We start from the raw sequence: 17,106 nt of genomic DNA, 5'->3' as shown, positions 1-17,106 counted from the left end.
CATGGGCCCCTTTCAATTACTCAGCGGTTCGCTCGGGCTGTACGTTATCGGCGGCATCCTGTCGCTGTTGCTGGCGCGCCGGGAAGCGCTGGCGATATGGGTCGCCGGTCTGACGGCGATGGCCGGCGGGGTGCTGGGCGGACTTGCCGCCGTCCCGGTATTGCTGAGCGGCGAGACGCTGACCTGGGCCGCCGCCGGCCCCTTTCCCTTTGCCGCCTTCAGCGTGCGCCTGGACGGGCTGGCGGCCTTTATGCTGCTGGTGATTTCGCTGCTGGTGACGGTGTGCGCCCTCTACTCCATCGCTTATGTGCGCGAATATATCGGCCGCGGCGCGGCGGCGATGGGCTTCTTTATGAACCTGTTTATCGCCTCGATGGCCACGCTTGTGGTGATGGACAACGCCTTCTGGTTCATCATCTTCTTCGAAATGATGTCGCTGGCGTCCTGGTTCCTGGTGATTGCCGATCAGGACGAAGAATCCGTTAACGCCGGGCTGCTGTACTTCTTTATCGCCCACGCCGGGTCGGTACTGATCATGGTGTCGTTCTTCCTGATGTGGCGCCAGAGCGGCAGCCTGGAGTTTGCGTCGTTCCGCGGGCTGTCGCTGTCGCCCGCCGGCGCCTCGGCGGTGTTCCTGCTGGCGTTTTTCGGTTTCGGCGCCAAGGCCGGCATGCTGCCGCTGCACAGCTGGCTGCCGCGTGCGCATCCCGCCGCGCCGTCGCACGCCTCGGCGCTGATGTCCGGCGTCATGGTGAAAATCGGCATTTTCGGCATTATTAAGGTCGGCATCGACCTGCTGGGCGCCAGCCAGCTGTGGTGGGGCATCCTGGTATTGGCCTTCGGCGCGGTGTCCTCGGTGCTCGGGGTGCTGTACGCGCTGGCGGAGCATGATATCAAGCGCCTGCTGGCGTGGCATACGGTGGAAAACATCGGCATCATCCTGATGGGGGTGGGCGTCGGCATGGTGGGCATTGCCGCCCATCATCCGGTGCTGGCCGCGCTCGGGCTGCTCGGCGCGCTGTATCATTTACTTAACCACGCGGTCTTCAAAGGATTGCTGTTCCTCGGCGCCGGCGCCATTATCTGGCGCGTGCACAGCCGCGATATGGAAAAAATGGGGGGCCTTGGCCGCCTGATGCCCCTTACCGCGATGGCGTTTCTTATCGGCTGTATGGCCATCTCCGCGCTGCCGCCGCTCAACGGTTTTGTCAGCGAGTGGTACACCTATCAATCCCTGTTCACCATGAGCCATGACGGCGGTTTTATCATGCGCCTGAGCGGTCCTGTGGCGATGGTGATGCTGGCCATTACCGGCGCGCTGGCGGCGATGTGCTTTGTCAAGGTCTACGGCATCAGCTTTTGCGGCGCGGCCAGGAGCGATAAAGCCGCCCAGGCCCGCGAGGTGCCCTGGCAGATGACCACGGCCATGCTGCTGCTGGCGCTGTCGTGCGTACTGCTTGGCGCCGGCGCGTCCCTGGTGGCCCCGGTGCTGGCGAACGTCGCCGCCGGGCTGAGCCATACCCATGATTTTACCGTGGTCCAGGGGACGCTGCTGGTGCCGCAGCAGGCCGGCCAGGCCATGATGTCGCCGCTGATGATGTTTATCCTGCTGCTGGCCCTGCCGCTGATCCCGCTGGCGATTTACCTGCTGCGCAAAGGCGCCCAGCCGGGCTATCGCCGCGGCGGCGATCCCTGGGCCTGCGGTTATGCCTGGGAACCGCTGATGGCCATGTCGGCCGGCAGCTTTACCCAGCCGCTGCGCGTGATGTTCGCCACCCTTTACGGGCTCAGGCGCCGGCTCGACCCGTCGCCCCGGCTTAAACAGGCGCTGGAGTACGCCACGCTCGGCGCGGGCCGCGTCGAACCCTTCTGGGATGAGGATATCATCAACCCCTTGGTACGTATCACCCAGCGCCTGGGCGCGCGGGTCCAGGTCTTGCAGGGCGGGGATTTCCGCATTTACTGCCTGTACGTGGTCGCCGCGCTGGTCATCCTGCTGCTTGTCACCGCCCTCTGAGGAGAGAGACCATGTTGATACAACCGTTGCCGTCGCTGACCATGGGGCTGTTCGCCCTGGTCCAGGCGCTGCTGCTGCTGGCGTTGACGCCGCTGCTGACCGGCCTGTCACGGCAAATCCGCGCCCGTATGCATTCCCGGCGCGGACCCGGGCTGTGGCAGGATTACCGCGATATCGCCAAGCTGCTCAAACGCCAGGACGTGGCGCCGGAGCAGGCGGGGCCGGTATTTCGCGTCATGCCCTATGTGCTGCTGGGCAGTATGCTGCTGGTGTCCATGACCCTGCCGGTGCTGACCCGCTTTTCACCGTTCGGCGCGGCGGGGGATCTGATCGCCCTGCTGTATCTGTTCGCGCTGTTCCGGTTCTTCTTTTCGCTGTCGGGGCTGGATACCGGCAGCACCTTCGCCGGCATCGGCGCCAGCCGCGAGCTGACGCTGGGCGTGCTGGTGGAGCCTACCCTGATCCTGGCGCTGCTGGTGGTGGCGCTGATTACCGGCTCCACCAATATCGGCGCCATCAGCGCCACGCTTTCCGCCGGCTGGATTTCCCCCACCGCCACCTTCCTGGCCCTGCTGGCCTGCGGCTTCGCCACCTTTATCGAGATGGGCAAGATTCCGTTCGACGTGGCGGAGGCGGAACAGGAACTGCAGGAAGGGCCGCTGACCGAGTATAGCGGTTCCGGCCTGGCGCTGGTGAAGTGGGGCATCGGCCTGAAACAGGTGGTGATGGCCGAACTGTTCCTGGCGGTATTTATTCCCTTCGGCAAGGTCACGGAACTGACCGCGCCGTCGCTGCTCTGGGCGCTGGTCGCCACGGTTATCAAGCTTGTCGTGGTGTTTACCCTCGCTTCCCTATTGGAAAACAGCCTGGCGCGCGGGCGCTTTTTATTGATTCCGCGCGTGACCTGGCTGGGGTTCGGCGTCGCCGCGCTGTCCTTTGTTTTTTACCTCACCGGACTTTAAGGAGCCAGGAAATTTATTATGGAGAATATAGCCCTTGCGACTGTTCTGGTCCCATTTGCCGGCGCGCTGCTGACCGCCTGCCTGCCCCAACGCCTGGCGAAATGGCTCTGCACCCTGTTTGCGCTGCTGGCGACGCTCGGCACGCTTTGGCTGGCGCAGGCGTTTTTCAGCGGCGGCAAGCTCGACGCCACCTATACCCTGCTGTCGTATGGCGACACGGCGCTGATAGGCGTCACCGTTGATCGCATCAGCACCCTGATCCTGTTCGCGGTGGTGTTTCTCGGCCTGCTGGTGAGTCTGTATTCCACCGGTTACCTTACCAACGGCAACCGTGAGCATCCCCATGAGGGCACCAATCGTTATTATGCCTTCCTGCTGGTGTTTATCGGCGCCATGGCGGGGCTGGTGCTGTCGTCCACCCTGCTCGGCCAGCTGCTGTTTTTTGAAATCACCGGCGGCTGCTCCTGGGGATTGATCGGCTACTACCAGACGCCGAAAGCCCAGCGTTCCGCCATGAAAGCCCTGCTGATAACCCACTTCGCCTCCATCGGCCTGTACCTGGCGGCGGCGACGCTATTTATCACCACCGGCACCTTCGCCCTCAGCGCCCTGGGCCAGCTGCACGGCACCCCCGCGCTGGTGGTGTTCGGCGGCATCCTGTTCGCCGCCTGGGGCAAGTCCGCCCAGTTGCCGCTGCAAGCCTGGCTGCCGGACGCCATGGAGGCGCCGACCCCGGTCAGCGCCTATCTGCACGCCGCGTCCATGGTCAAGGTCGGGGTGTATATCTTCGCCCGCGCCATCCTGTCCGCCGGCGACGTACCGCATATCATCGGCTGGGTCGGCATGGTAATGGCGGTGGCGACCATGATCTACGGCTTTATGATGTACCTGCCGCAAAAGGATATGAAACGGCTGCTGGCCTGGTCCACCATCACCCAGCTGGCGTATATCTTTTTCGCCCTGTCGCTGGCGATCTTCGGGTCGAAGGAGGCCTTCAACGGCGGCATCGCCTACATCTTTAACCACGCCTTCGCCAAGAGCCTGTTCTTCCTGGTGGCCGGCGCCTTCAGCTACAGCTGCGGCACCCGCATGCTGCCCAGGCTTAAGGGCGTCATCGGCAAGATGCCGCTGCTGGGCATCGGTTTTTGCGTGGCGGCGCTGGCCATTACCGGCGTGCCGCCGTTCAACGGCTTTTTCAGCAAGTTCCCGATTTTCGCCGCCGGCTTCGCCCTGTCAAGCCAGTACTGGGTGCTGACGCCTCTGATGATCCTGGTGTTGATTGAGTCTGTCGCCAGCTTCGCCTGGCTGCTTTTTTGGTTCGGACGGGTGGTTCCCGGCAAGCCCAGCGAGGCGGTGGCGCAGGCCGCGCCGCTGCCGCTGGCCATGCGCGCGGTGCTGGTGGTTCTGATCGTGATGTCGCTGTGCTCCAGCTTTATTGCCGTCGCCTGGCTTGGATAAGGAACAAATTTATGACCGGATCTCTGATAGTCAATAACCTCGCGGGCCTGATGATGCTCACCTCGCTGTTGGTCATCGGCGCCAAACGCCCCATGGTCTCCTGCTGTTTGTATGCCCTGCAATCGCTGGTGCTGGTGCTGATTTTCTTCACCCTGGCGCAAACGCTCCAGGCCCACCAGCTGATGCTTTGGTCCCTGAGCGCGCTGATCACCAAGGTGGTGCTGGTGCCGCTGATCATGGCCAGGGCATTTAGCAAACTGTCCGATCCCGGGGCGGATGGCGGCATTATCAGCCCGACCCTGCTGATGCTGGCGGCGGCGATTATCGTGCTGCTGTGCTGGTTTGTCGTCGCGCCGGTAAACCTGCCGATGGTGGCCGCGCTGAAACCGGCGCTGGCGGTGTCGCTGGGCCATTTCCTGCTCGGGCTGCTGTGTATCGTCACCCAGCGCAATATCCTCAAGCAGGTATTCGGATACTGCCTGATGGAAAACGGCTCGCACCTGACGCTGGCGCTGCTGGCCAACCGGGCGCCGGAGCTGGTGGAAATCGGTATTGCCACCGACGCTATCTTCGCCGTGCTTATCATGGCGTTCATGGCACGCAAAATCTACCGTACGCTCAACACGCTGAATGTTAATCAACTGACGGCGCTGAAGGGGTAATGAGATGAGCAATACCGCTATGTTATTGATATTACTGGTTACACCACTGGCGATATCGCTGCTGGCCTTTGCCTGCCGGTTCGCCGGCGGCGCGGCGCGCGGCCTGGTCACCGCCCTGCACACCCTGGGCATCATCGCCTTGCTGGCGGAAGCGCTGTGGGTGGTAGGCCAGGTCATGGCGCAAGGAGCGCTGCTGGCCGCGCACCGCTGGCTGTATATCGACAGCCTGGGCGCGCTGTTCCTGGCCATCCTCGGCATTATAGGTTTCATCACCGGCCTGTACTCCATGGGTTACATGCGCCATGAAGTCGACACCGGTGAAATTTCCGTCACCACCTTGTGTCACTACTACGGCTTTTTTCATCTGTTTTTATTCACCATGCTGCTGGTGGTGAGCAGCAACAACCTGATCCTGATGTGGGCGGCGGTGGAAGCCACCACCCTCAGTTCGGCGTTCCTGGTGGGCCTTTACGGCCAGCGCTCCTCGCTGGAGGCGGCCTGGAAATACATCATTATCTGTACCGTCGGCGTCGCATTCGGCCTGTACGGCACCATTCTGGTCTACGCCAACGCCGCCAGCGTCCTGCCCGATCCGGGCCAGGCGATTTTCTGGACCGAAGTGCTCAAGCACACCAGCCTGCTGGATCCGACGCTGATGCATCTGGCGTTTGTGTTCGTGCTGATTGGTTTCGGCACCAAGACCGGCCTGTTTCCGATGCACGCCTGGCTGCCCGACGCCCACAGCGAAGCGCCCAGCCCCACCAGCGCCCTGCTGTCGGCGGTGCTGCTCAACTGCGCCCTGCTGGTTATCCTGCGCTATTACATCATTATCAGCGCCGCCATCGGCCCGGTGTTCCCCAGCCGCCTGTTGATCGTATTCGGCATGCTGTCTGTGGCGGTAGCCGCGTTTTTCATTCTGGTGCAGCGCGATATCAAACGGCTGCTGGCCTATTCCAGCGTGGAGAACATGGGACTTATCGTGGTGGCGATTGGCATCGGCGGCCCCCTGGGCGTGCTGGCGGCGCTGCTGCATACCCTCAACCACAGCCTGACGAAGACCTTATTATTCTGCGGGTCCGGCAATGTGCTGCTGAAATACGGCACCCGCGATATGGGCGCGGTAAAAGGCATGATGCGCGTCGCGCCCTTTACCGCCGTTATGATGGCGGCGGGCGCGCTGGCGCTGGGCGGCATGCCGCCGTTTAATATCTTCCTCAGCGAATTTATGACGGTGGCGGCGGGACTTGCCGGCGGCCATCTTATTCTTACCCTGGTGCTGTTGCTGCTGCTGACCGTGGTGCTCGGCGGGCTGGTGCGCATGATTGCCATGACCGTGTTCGGCGACCGGCCGGAGGCGACGAGCAAAGGCGAACTGGGCTGGCTGACCACGCTGCCGATGGCCGTGCTGCTGGTGCTGATGCTGGTGATGGGCACCTGTATTCCCCGGCCGGTGATCGGGCTGTTGGAAAACGCCGCCACCATCGTGCTTAACCACGATGTGGCATCGTTCAGCTGGCCCTGGGCCGCGCTGGATACCGGGACGGCAACGCCCATTCATTCCCCGTCAGGAGAAGTAAAGTGACAGACATCATTTCCGACAAACTCGGCCTGGGTTACCTGGCGCAGGTAAACGAAAAATTCCCCGCGGCGGTCCTGGCCCACGAATGGCAAACGGCCAATCAGTTAACCATCACGGTGAAGGTTAACGCCCTGCCGGAGGTGGTGGAGTTTCTCTACTACAACCAGGGCGGCTGGCTGTCGGTGCTGTTCGGCAACGATGAGCGTACCCTGTGCGGCGATTTTGCCGTCTATTATGTGCTGTCGATGGAACAGGGCGAGAAGTGCTGGATCATCGTCAAGGCGCTGGTGAGCGCCACGACCCTTGAATTCCCGTCGGTGACGCCGCGCGTCCCGGCGGCGGTGTGGGGCGAACGCGAAATCCGCGATATGTACGGCCTGATCCCGGTGGGCCTGCCGGACGAACGGCGCCTGGTGCTGCCCGACGATTGGCCGGAGGATCTCTATCCGCTGCGCAAGGACAGCATGGACTATCGCCAGCGCCCGACGCCGACCACTGAGACCGAAACCTATCCCTTCGAGAACGACGCCGCCGGCGAGACCCGGGTGGTGCCCATCGGCCCGCTGCATATCACCTCCGACGAACCGGGCCACTTCCGGCTGTTTGTCGACGGCGAGCAGATTGTCGATGCCGACTACCGGCTATTCTACGTCCATCGCGGCATGGAAAAGCTGGCGGAAACCCGCATGGGGTATAATGAGGTCACCTTCCTGTCGGACCGGGTGTGCGGCATCTGCGGTTTTACCCACAGCGTGGCCTATACCAACTCGGTGGAAAACGCGCTGGGCATCGTGGTGCCGCCGCGCGCCCACGCCATCCGCAGCATCCTGCTGGAAGTGGAACGCCTGCACAGCCATCTGCTGAATATCGGCCTGTCCAGCCACTTTGTCGGTTTTGACACCGGCTTTATGCAGTTCTTCCGCGTGCGCGAAAAAGCCATGACCATGGCGGAACTGCTGACCGGCGCCCGCAAGACCTACGGCATGAACCTGATCGGCGGCATCCGGCGCGATATCCTCAAGGAGCAGCGGCTGAAAACGCTGCTGCTGGTGGCCGAAATGCGCGCCGACTTCGTCCAGTTGGTGGATATGCTGCTCAGCACGCCGAACATGGCGCAGCGCACCCAGGGCATCGGCCGGCTGGACCCGAAAATCGCCCGCGATTTCAGCCCGGTGGGACCGATGATCCGCGCCAGCGGCTTTAAGCGCGACCTGCGCTTCGATCACCCCTACGCCAACTACGCCAACCTGCCGAAAACGCTGTTTACCCTTGACGGCTGCGACGTCTATTCCCGTGTCATGGTACGGGTAAAAGAGGTGTTGGACTCGCTGGCGATGATTGAATACGGACTGGACAACCTGCCCGGCGGCCCGCTGCTCACCGAGGGCTTTACGTATCAGCCGCATAAATTCGCGCTCGGCTTTTCCGAGGCGCCGCGCGGCGAGGATGTGCACTGGAGCATGCTCGGCGATAACCAGAAGCTGTTCCGCTGGCGCTGCCGCGCCGCCACCTACGCCAACTGGCCGGTGCTGCGGTATATGCTGCGCGGCAACAATATCTCCGATGCGCCGCTGATCATCGGCAGCCTCGATCCCTGCTATTCCTGCACCGATCGCGTGACGCTGGTGGATATCAACAAGCGCAGGGCGAAAACCGTGCCTTATCAGGAGCTGGAACGCTATGGCATTGAACGCACCCATTCGCCGCTTAAGTAGAGGGTTGAACGATGTTCAAACTGTTTAAAACCATCCTGAAAGCCGGCGAGCCAACGGTAAAATACCCGTTCAAGCCCCTTGAGGTGATGCCGGGATTTCGCGGCAAGCCGCAGTATGACCCCACGCAGTGTATTGCCTGCGCCGCCTGTACCAGCGTCTGCCCGGCCAACGCCCTGACCATGGAAACGGACCTGGCGTCGGGCGAGCGGCGCTGGCAGCTGTTTCTCGGCCGCTGCATTTTCTGCGGCCGCTGCGAGGAAGTCTGTCCGACACGCGCCATCGTGCTGTCGGAGGAGTTTGAAATGGCGGTGACGCAAAAGGCGGATTTGTATGTGAACGCCACCTTTACCCTGCAGAAATGCCGGGTATGCCATCAACCCTTTACCGCCAAAAAATCCATCGATTATACCCTGGCGCTGCTGGCGCATTCCGGCCTGGACGCAGCCGCGCTGGACGCGCTGCGCCCGCAGTTCGAAACTTGCCCTGACTGTAAGCGTCACCAGAACCTGCAAAGCAACCGCGATCTGCGCCTGCCGCACGACGCGGGGAGAGAAAGCCAATGAGCCAGCAAGACATCCCGCTGCAACACCATGTCAGCATCCCCGTGGCGCCCGACCCGCATACTCTGGCGCTCAAAAAAACGCTGCTGCAGAATATCAAGCGCTCGGCCTATGTCTACCGGGTGGACTGCGGCGGCTGCAACGGGTGTGAAATCGAGATCTTCGCCGCCATTACCCCGCTGTTCGACGCCGAACGCTTCGGCATCAAGGTGGTGGCCTCGCCACGCCACGCGGATATCCTGCTGTTTACCGGCGCGGTAACCCGGGCGATGCGGGTGCCGGCGCTGCGCGCCTATGCCGCGGCGCCGGATCCGAAAATCTGTATTTCCTACGGCGCCTGCGGCTGCGGCGGCGGCATTTTCCACGATCTTTACTGCGTCTGGAGCGGCAGCGAAAGCATCGTGCCCATCGATGTCTGGATCCCCGGCTGCCCGCCCACGCCCGCCGCCACCATCTACGGTTTTGCCGTGGCGCTCGGCCTGCTGGAACAAAAGCTGAAAGGCGAATCGCACCAGGAGCAGCCGGACGAGAAAGCGGCGCTGCTGCTGCCGGACGTGCCGCTGCATACCCGGGTGCTGGTCGAGCGCGATGCGCGGCGCATGGCGGGCTATCGCGCGGGACGCGAAATCAGCGACACCCTGCTGTCGCTGCTGCCCGGCGCCACGCCCGCGGTCTTGGCGCAGCGGGTGGACGACTGGCTGCGGCAAGCCGACGATCCGCGTTTGCAGGATATCGTCGCGCAGCTGATGCTGACCCTGAACAGCGAGGCCCATCATGGCTGAGGTCTATTTCTGGTCGCTGCGCCAAAAGTTTCTGGACAGCGACGACGACATGCCCGCTCAGGCCAAACAGGTGATGTATTACTCTCTGGCCATCGGCCACCATGTGGGGGTCATTGACTGCCTGAACAAGGAATTCATCTGCCCGCTGGAACAATACGAACAGTGGATCGCCCTGCTGCCGGAAGGCGAGGCGCGGCGCAAAATGCACGGCCTGCTGACCTTTGGCGAAATCGTCATCGACAGCACCCATACCGACCTGCTGGCCAACGCCTTTGCGCCGCTGCGCGCAAACCAGCCCGCGCCCTTCGGGACATGGAGCGCCCGGTTGATCGGCCTGCTGGCTGAAATCGCCGCCGAGCCGGCCATTTACCTGATTGTGCGGAGAGTATTATGACCGTTGACGACCACGCTGGCGACGGCAAGACGGTGCCGGCCGGCCGCGGCCACGCCGGTGACGTGTCCGACAGCGTCGTGCTGACCGTCGGCAACAGCATGATGGGCGACGACGGCGCCGGGCCGTGGCTTGCGGAGCTGATGGCGCGCGCGCCGGTGGCCGGCTGGACCGTGGTCAACGGCGGATCCGCGCCGGAAAACGTGGTCCACCGGGTGCGCGCCCTGCGTCCCAAACGGGTAGTGGTGGTGGATGCCGCCGATATGTCGCTGAAGCCCGGGGAGCTGCGTCTGGTGGACCCCGCCATCATCGCCGACATGTTTATCATGAGTACCCATAATCTTCCGCTGAGCTTTGTGATCGATCAATTAAAGGAAGATGTGGAAGAGGTATGGTTTATCGGTATCCAGCCCGATGTGGTGGCATTTTATTTCCCCATGACCGCGCCGGTCAGGGAGGCGGTCGAAACCCTGTATGCGCAATTGGCGCACTGGCGGGGCGACGGCGGTTTCACCTGGCTGGCGCCCGCCGAGCAGGATGACTGAGGACGGCGCATGCCGCCCCGTCACGTGTTATCGACACCTGGTCCGGTCGACACTTTTGTCGACCGGTTCGCCAGCGGATCTGACGATATGGGCGCCTGCGGGCCCATCATCAGCCGGCGGTCAAAAAATGCCGGATTTTATTCTTTGTTTTTCATAGCCTTAAAAAAACAGCACGGCGCGTGCAAACTGGCATAAACCATGCTTTATATAGGGATATAATCTCGCCCATCCCACCGGGCCGAGAACCACGACAGATGGAACCGCGAGGAGAAATGAATGAACCGGTTCGTTATTGCCGATCCACAAAAATGCATTGGCTGCTTCACTTGTGAAGTCGCCTGCGTCATGGCGCACAACGGCGACCACCCCGGCGCGCTCAATCACGACAATTTTTTGCCGCGCCTGAAAGTGATGAAAGAGTGGAATATCAGCACTCCGGTGCTGTGCCGGCAGTGCGAGGACGCCCCGTGCGCCAATGCCTGCCCGAACGGCGCCATTATCCACGCCGAGGATTCCATCCAGGTATTGCAGGAAAAATGCATCGGCTGCAAAACCTGCGCCGTCGCCTGTCCCTATGGCGCCATGGACATCGTCACGCGCCATGTGTATGACGATCGTAATCCATTAGCCGGCCATAGCATTAAGGCGGAAGCGCAGAAATGCGATCTGTGCATAGGCCATGCCGGGGGCCAGGCCTGCGTGAATGTGTGTCCCACCGACGCGCTGGTGTTGATGACCCACGAAACCGTCGAAATGATGAAACTGAAAAAACGTCAGCGGGCCGCGTTGGAAGGCTTCAGCGCCGTCCTGTCATGACCGCTTCTTTTATTAACCGCTGGAAGATAGGTAAAAAATCCTCCACAAGGGGTATGGCATAATGCATAAAGCACTCACCGTATGTCCGTACTGCGGCTCCGGCTGCAAGATCAACCTGTTGGTTGAAAACGGTAATGTCGTCGGCGCGGAAGCGGCGGACGGCGTCACCAACCAGGGCCAATTATGCCTTAAGGGGTATTATGGCTGGGATTTCCTCAATGACACCCGCTTGCTGACCCCCCGCTTGCGCAGCCCGATGATCCGCCGCGAAAAAGGCGGCAACCTGGAGGAAGTGTCCTGGGACGAGGCGATCGAATATACCAGTTCCCGCCTGCGCGACATCAAGCAGAAATATGGCGCCAAGGCCATTATGCAGACCGGCTCCTCACGCGGCACCGGCAATGAAACCAATTACGTGATGCAAAAATTCGCCCGCGCGGTCATCGGCAACAACAACGTCGACTGCTGCGCCCGTGTCTGCCACGGCCCCTCGGTTTCCGGCCTGCAGGTGACGCTGGGCAACGGCGCCATGAGCAACTCCATTTGCGAAATCGAAGACACCAAGTGCCTGCTGGTATTCGGCTATAACGCGGCTGACTCGCACCCTATCGTGGCGCGGCGCATCCTGAAGGCCAAGCAGAAAGGCGCCAAGGTGATCGTCTGCGATCCCCGGCGTATCGAAACCGCGCGTCTGGCCGACCTGTGGCTGCCGCTGAAAAACGGCTCCAATATGGCGCTGGTGAACGCATTCGCCCACGTATTGATCAACGAAGGGCTGTATGACGCCGATTACGTCGCGCGCCATACCGAAGGGTTCGACGAATACCGCGCCATCGTGGCCAAATATACGCCGGAATATGCCGAGGAAATTACCGGCCTGCCGGCGCAGCAAATCAGGGAAGCCATGCGCATGTACGCCGCCGCGCCCACCGCCACCATTTTATGGGGCATGGGCGTGACCCAATGGGGCCAGGCGGTGGATGTGGTGAAAGGGCTTTCCGGCCTGGCGCTGCTGACCGGCAATCTGGGCAAGCCGAACGTCGGCGTCGGCCCGGTGCGCGGGCAGAATAATGTGCAGGGCGCCTGCGATATGGGCGCGCTGCCGAATATGTTCCCCGGCTACCAGCCGGTTACCGATCCGGCGGCGCGGGAAAAATTCGCCCGCGCCTGGGGCGTGGAAACGCTTGATCCGGAGCCGGGTTTTACCCTGACCGACGTGCCGCATAAGATCCTAAGCGGCGAAATCAGGGCCAACTATGTGATGGGTGAGGATCCGTTGCAGACCGAGCCGGATCTGTCGGTGATGCGCCAGGCGTTCAAACAGCTGGACCTGCTGATCGTGCAGGATATCTTTATGACCAAGACGGCGTCGGAAGCCGACGTGATTCTGCCCGCCACGTCCTGGGGCGAGCATGAGGGGGTCTATACCGCGGCGGATCGGGGTTTCCAGCATTTTGAAAAAGCCATCGAGCCGAAGTTTAACGTTAAGCCGGACTGGGAAATCATCAGCCTGCTGGCCACTGCGTTGGGCTATCCGATGCATTACAACAATACCAAGGAAATCTGGGACGAGCTGCGCGGCCTGTGTCCGCTGTATGTGGGCGCCACCTATGAGAAGCTGGCCGGGTACGGGTATATTCCCTGGCCGTGCACCGAGGAAAGCAGTCCGGGCACGCCGTGGCTGTATGCGGGCAATAAGTTTGACCGTCCAGGCGGCAAGGGACTGTTGTTCGCCGCCGAGTGGCGCGCGCCGATGGATCTGGTGGACGGCGACTTCCCGCTGGTGCTCTGTACCGTGCGCGAAGTGGGGCATTATTCCTGCCGTTCGATGACCGGCAACTGTACCGCGCTGGCCACCCTGGCCGACGAGCCGGGTTATGTGCAGATTAACCCGCAGGACGCCGAACGGCTGGGTATCCGCGATCAGCAGTTGGTGTGGGTGACCTCGCGCCGCGGCAAGGTGATTACCCGGGCCTCGGTAAGCGAGCGCATCAACCTCGGGGCGGTGTACATGACCTATCAGTGGTGGATTGGCGCCTGTAACGAGCTGACGATCGATCATCTCGATCCTATCTCGAAAACGCCGGAATATAAGTACTGCGCGGTGAAACTGGAGGCCATCGCCGATCAGCGCTGGGCGGAAAGTTACGTACAGACGGAATATAGCCAGCTGAAGGCGCGGCTGCGCAATGCGGTGGATGACGCGATTATTCCCGCCTGATAGCAGTGTTAAACCGGTGTCGGCTTAGCCTGTATGCTAGGCTGGCACCGGTTTTTTTATGTTGGGTCGGTGACGGTTTCGCGTTTATGTTGGGTCGGTGACGGGTTCGCGTTTGTGTTGGATCGGTGGCGGGTTCGCGTTTATGTGGGATCGGTGACGGGTTCGCGTTTATGTTGGATCGGAGACGGGTTCGCGTTTATGTGGGATCGGAGACGGTTTCGCTTGCCGTGCGTTCGGTGGTTATATGGAATGCCGGGCGCCGGCAAGCGACAAAGAGGCCGTACCGCGACGGCCTCCTTGACCTCCGCGCGCCCGGCAGGTCGCGCGTCGCTGCGCGATGCCTTCCGCCGCCCATGCCCCCGTTATGCACCGGCCCGGTTAGCGCTCCCGGCGCCACCGGGCCTTTCGCCGCTCCCGGCGGCTCATGCCGGGGTCACAGGCAACGTCAGCGCGCTCTATGCCGGGACCTATGTCGCGGTCAGTGAGGTTTTATTGGGAACAATATAGTCGCTGTTGTTTATTGGGCGCCGGCATGCAATTGAGATGCGGCTAATTACAATGGCAGGCAATGGCACAGCGAAGTATCAGGTCATACCGGAAAGTATCAATCTTCAATCCTCAATCTTCAGCATCCAACATCCAACACCATCAGCATCAGCATCAGCATTCGACATTAGCATTTAGCATTTAGCATTTAGCATTTAGCCAGTAGAATTCGGCCATAGACCGTAAGTCCCCGATCATTTGCCCGGAAAGTGCATGCGCCTGAAATCTGGCAAAAACGCATCATCCAACAGACGTTGGTGTTGACCTTGTTGCCGGCATAGAGTGCGCCGGCGGCGCGTAGCACGGCTGGATGAGCCGCCGGGAGCGGCGAAAGCTAAGGGCCGCGCCGGGAGCGCGTCCCGTGCGGTCCAAAAGCCGGGATGCGTGATGCCGGGCACCGCGCAGCGGCGCACGATCTGCCGGACGCCCGGAGGTCAAGGAGGTTCGGGCGCAGCGAACCTCCTTGTCGCTTGCCGGCACCCGGCATTCCATATAACCACCGAACGCAAGGCAAGCGAAACCGTCTCCGATCCCACATAAACGCGAAACCGCCACCGATCCCACATAAACGCGAAACCGTCTCCGATCCCACATAAACGCGAAACCGTCTCCAACCTAACCCTCACCGGCTTCCCCTAAAACCAACCTGTGCCGGCAGATATTCACCCGATAGCCAATAATCGCATTATCAACAACAGCCAGGCGCAAACCAGCTTTTTACCCTCCCGGCATGGCGAATCCGGCAACGAGGCGGGCTACCATTCCTGAGGTGAAATCCCGAGGCGCTGCATGCGCGACAGCAGCGTGGTGCGCTTAACGCCCAGCTTGAAGGCCGCGCCGCGCGGCCCGGCCACGATGCCGTTGGCCTCGCGCAGCGCCTGGATAATCCGCACCCGCTCCGCCTCGTCGTTTTCCGGCGGGGCGGTATCGGGCCTTGGCCTGGGCGCCGCATGGGTCGCGGGCGCGTCGGCCACCGGCGCGGCGCGCTGCAGTTCATCGAGGCGCAGGTTCAACGTATTGCCGCGCGTGAGGATCACCGCCCGCTCAATCACATTCTCCAGCTCGCGCACGTTGCCCGGCCACGGATACTGACTGAGCTGGCGCAGGGTCTCGCCGGGAATGCTGTCGATGGCGCGGTTCATGCGCCGGGAGATTTTCTGGGTAAAAAACTTGGCCAGCAGCGGAATATCCTCCGGCCTGTCGCGCAGCGGCGGGATGGTGATGGGAAAAACGTTCAGCCGGTAGTACAGGTCGCTGCGGTATTCCCGATCCGCCACCATTTGCTTCAGATCGCGGTTAGTGGCGGCAATCAGCCGCGCGTTCACCGGAATCACTTTACTGCCGCCGAGCCGTTCGATTTCACGCTCCTGCAACACCCGCAGCAGCTTGGGCTGCAGTTCCAGCGGCATGTCCCCCACTTCGTCGAGAAACAGCGTACCGCCTTCAGCCAGCTCAAAACGCCCCTGGCGGGTCGTAATGGCGCCGGTAAAGGCGCCCTTTTCGTGGCCGAACAAATCGCTTTCCATCAGGCCGGACGGCACGGCGGCGCAGTTCATTTTCACCATGCGTTTGCCGCTGCGCGCGCTGTGGTTGTGAATGGCGCGGGCAATCAGCTCCTTGCCGGTGCCGGTTTCGCCTAAAATCAGCACCGTGCTGTCGCTGTCCGCCACCATTTCCACCTGCTCCAGCAGCGCGCTCATCGCCGCGCTTTGCCAGATAATTTCACCGAAGCTGCCGCTGTCGTGCATCTGCTCGTTGAGCCAGATGTTTTCATGTTCCAGGTTATCCTTTAACCGGGAAATCTCATCATAGGAACGGGCATTGTCCACCGCGATGGCGATACGGGCGCTGACCTGACTGAGCAGGCGCAGGTTGTCCTCGCTAAACGTGTCGCTGCTGCACAGCGCCAGTTTCAGGATGCCCAGCGGCTTGTGCCCGAACACCAGCGGCAGCAGGCATAAGGTCTGCAGCCCGTCATCCAGCATGGCCGCCAAATGGGGATCTTCGTCGCCAAGCTGCGGCGCGTCGCGCAAATCCACCAGCAGCGGCCGGCACTCCGTCAACACCCGCGCCGCCAGGCGGCTGCCCGCCATGGGCACGCGCTTTTGCTCGCGGCGCATCGGCGTGCCCGCCGTATAGCGGGTCAGGTAAACATTAAGCGAGGCGTTGTCGCCGCCGCCCTCGCACAGCGCCAGGCTGATATAGTCGATGCCGAAAAACCGGTGTATCTCCTTTGATACTTCCGCGGCCAGCGCATCCATATCCAGGCAGGAAAGGACCGAATTGGTGACATCCACCAGGATGCGGTGATGGTCGCGCTCATGGCGCAACTGGTCGTTTTCCTGGCGCAGGGTCTCATGGACGCCAAGATTTTCCAGCGCCAGCGCCAGCAGCTGCGCCAGGCGGCGCAAAAAAGCCCGTTCGTCCCGGCTGTAATGGTAGCCGTCGGCGCGGGTAAATATCACCTCGCCAAACTGCCTGCGGGGAGAGGCGACCGGCAACGCGCACCGGCTAAGGGGTTCCGCCAGTTCGTCGTCGGGAAGCGGCGCCGGCGCGGCGCGCGCGCCGTTCTTATCGCAAATCAGGTGGCGTTTGGGCAGCGAAAGCATCAGGTCAATACACTGACAGGGGATCGGCAGCGGCAACAGCGCGGCCAGCAGGGATTCGGCGTCGCGCTGGAAAAAAAGCCGTTGCGAGAGCTCGATGATCGCATCCTGCCATAACCCGCTATGTTCAGTATCATTCGACGTCTTGAGCATCAGGATAGTTTCGCAATATTCACATTTATTCCTTCGCTGTATTTTAAAGGAGAGTGGAGGGAAAAAATATTCACGCGGGTCATTAATTTGATC

At 61.6% G+C, this 17,106-nt stretch carries 13 protein-coding genes; 12 read left to right on the top strand and 1 reads right to left on the bottom strand.

Translation table 11 applies throughout. The features are described 5' to 3' along the window. Window position 1: 1 nt before the first annotated feature. The 12 genes from hyfB (at window position 2) to fdhF (ending at window position 13,708) form a co-directional block, all read left to right on the top strand. Entirely contained in the window at window positions 2-2,017 is a 2,016-nt protein-coding gene (hyfB, locus tag ACL2XF_RS00690) for a hydrogenase 4 subunit B (RefSeq protein WP_410013870.1), read from the top strand. 11 nt (window positions 2,018-2,028) lie between these two features. Continuing rightward, window positions 2,029-2,979, top strand: coding sequence for a respiratory chain complex I subunit 1 family protein (locus tag ACL2XF_RS00685; protein ID WP_410013869.1), 951 nt, complete (start codon window positions 2,029-2,031; stop codon window positions 2,977-2,979). 18 nt (window positions 2,980-2,997) lie between these two features. Continuing rightward, window positions 2,998-4,437: a hydrogenase 4 subunit D gene (locus tag ACL2XF_RS00680; RefSeq protein WP_413721259.1), complete on the top strand. Its 1,440-nt coding sequence runs from the start codon at window positions 2,998-3,000 to the stop codon at window positions 4,435-4,437. An 11-nt stretch (window positions 4,438-4,448) separates the two neighbouring features. After that, window positions 4,449-5,099 carry a hydrogenase 4 membrane subunit gene (gene hyfE / locus ACL2XF_RS00675; protein WP_413721260.1) on the top strand — a complete coding sequence of 217 codons (651 nt, stop codon included), beginning with the start codon at window positions 4,449-4,451 and terminating at the stop codon, window positions 5,097-5,099. 4 nt (window positions 5,100-5,103) lie between these two features. Continuing rightward, entirely contained in the window at window positions 5,104-6,681 is a 1,578-nt protein-coding gene (locus tag ACL2XF_RS00670) for a hydrogenase 4 subunit F (protein ID WP_410013866.1), read from the top strand. Next, window positions 6,678-8,393, top strand: a complete 1,716-nt coding sequence (locus tag ACL2XF_RS00665; RefSeq protein WP_410013865.1) for an NADH-quinone oxidoreductase subunit C — start codon at window positions 6,678-6,680, stop codon at window positions 8,391-8,393. Before ACL2XF_RS00670 ends, ACL2XF_RS00665 begins: the two co-directional genes overlap by 4 nt. 11 nt (window positions 8,394-8,404) lie before the next feature. Then, entirely contained in the window at window positions 8,405-8,956 is a 552-nt protein-coding gene (gene hyfH / locus ACL2XF_RS00660) for a hydrogenase 4 subunit H (protein ID WP_413721261.1), read from the top strand. Beyond that, complete coding sequence (locus tag ACL2XF_RS00655) at window positions 8,953-9,735, top strand: NADH-quinone oxidoreductase subunit B family protein (RefSeq protein WP_410013863.1); 783 nt, start codon at window positions 8,953-8,955, stop codon at window positions 9,733-9,735. Before hyfH ends, ACL2XF_RS00655 begins: the two co-directional genes overlap by 4 nt. Beyond that, entirely contained in the window at window positions 9,728-10,129 is a 402-nt protein-coding gene (locus ACL2XF_RS00650; RefSeq protein ID WP_413721263.1) for a formate hydrogenlyase maturation HycH family protein, read from the top strand. The genes ACL2XF_RS00655 and ACL2XF_RS00650 overlap by 8 nt, the downstream gene beginning before the upstream one ends. Before the next feature lie 98 nt (window positions 10,130-10,227). Then, a complete protein-coding gene (hycI, locus tag ACL2XF_RS00645) occupies window positions 10,228-10,671 on the top strand; it encodes a hydrogenase maturation peptidase HycI (RefSeq protein ID WP_413728746.1) in 444 nt (147 codons plus the stop codon). Between the two features lie 276 nt (window positions 10,672-10,947). Beyond that, the gene (locus ACL2XF_RS00640) at window positions 10,948-11,487 is read left to right on the top strand and encodes a 4Fe-4S dicluster domain-containing protein (RefSeq protein WP_413727804.1); all 540 of its coding nucleotides are present in this window, start codon (window positions 10,948-10,950) and stop codon (window positions 11,485-11,487) included. A 61-nt stretch (window positions 11,488-11,548) separates the two neighbouring features. Further along, entirely contained in the window at window positions 11,549-13,708 is a 2,160-nt protein-coding gene (gene fdhF / locus ACL2XF_RS00635; RefSeq protein ID WP_410013860.1) for a formate dehydrogenase subunit alpha, read from the top strand. Between the two features lie 1,301 nt (window positions 13,709-15,009). Here the strand turns inward: fdhF and ACL2XF_RS00630 are convergent. Then, window positions 15,010-17,013, bottom strand: a complete 2,004-nt coding sequence (locus ACL2XF_RS00630; protein ID WP_413727803.1) for a sigma 54-interacting transcriptional regulator — start codon at window positions 17,011-17,013, stop codon at window positions 15,010-15,012. Between the last annotated feature and the right edge of the window lie 93 nt (window positions 17,014-17,106).

Source organism: Sodalis sp. RH19, from assembly GCF_047324215.1.
Taxonomy (GTDB): Bacteria; Pseudomonadota; Gammaproteobacteria; order Enterobacterales; family Enterobacteriaceae; genus Acerihabitans.
This window is presented reverse-complemented; position numbering and strand designations above follow the sequence as displayed.

Coding starts and splice junctions, on each gene's coding strand:
- ACL2XF_RS00640 (WP_413727804.1), top strand. CDS start 10,948: ATGAACCGGTTCGTTATTGCCGATCCACAAAAATGCATTGGCTGCTTC.
- fdhF (WP_410013860.1), top strand. CDS start 11,549: ATGCATAAAGCACTCACCGTATGTCCGTACTGCGGCTCCGGCTGCAAG.
- ACL2XF_RS00680 (WP_413721259.1), top strand. CDS start 2,998: ATGGAGAATATAGCCCTTGCGACTGTTCTGGTCCCATTTGCCGGCGCG.
- hyfB (WP_410013870.1), top strand. CDS start 2: ATGGGCCCCTTTCAATTACTCAGCGGTTCGCTCGGGCTGTACGTTATC.
- ACL2XF_RS00655 (WP_410013863.1), top strand. CDS start 8,953: ATGAGCCAGCAAGACATCCCGCTGCAACACCATGTCAGCATCCCCGTG.
- ACL2XF_RS00670 (WP_410013866.1), top strand. CDS start 5,104: ATGAGCAATACCGCTATGTTATTGATATTACTGGTTACACCACTGGCG.
- ACL2XF_RS00685 (WP_410013869.1), top strand. CDS start 2,029: ATGTTGATACAACCGTTGCCGTCGCTGACCATGGGGCTGTTCGCCCTG.
- hyfE (WP_413721260.1), top strand. CDS start 4,449: ATGACCGGATCTCTGATAGTCAATAACCTCGCGGGCCTGATGATGCTC.
- hyfH (WP_413721261.1), top strand. CDS start 8,405: ATGTTCAAACTGTTTAAAACCATCCTGAAAGCCGGCGAGCCAACGGTA.
- ACL2XF_RS00630 (WP_413727803.1), bottom strand. CDS start 17,013: ATGCTCAAGACGTCGAATGATACTGAACATAGCGGGTTATGGCAGGAT.
- ACL2XF_RS00650 (WP_413721263.1), top strand. CDS start 9,728: ATGGCTGAGGTCTATTTCTGGTCGCTGCGCCAAAAGTTTCTGGACAGC.
- hycI (WP_413728746.1), top strand. CDS start 10,228: ATGATGGGCGACGACGGCGCCGGGCCGTGGCTTGCGGAGCTGATGGCG.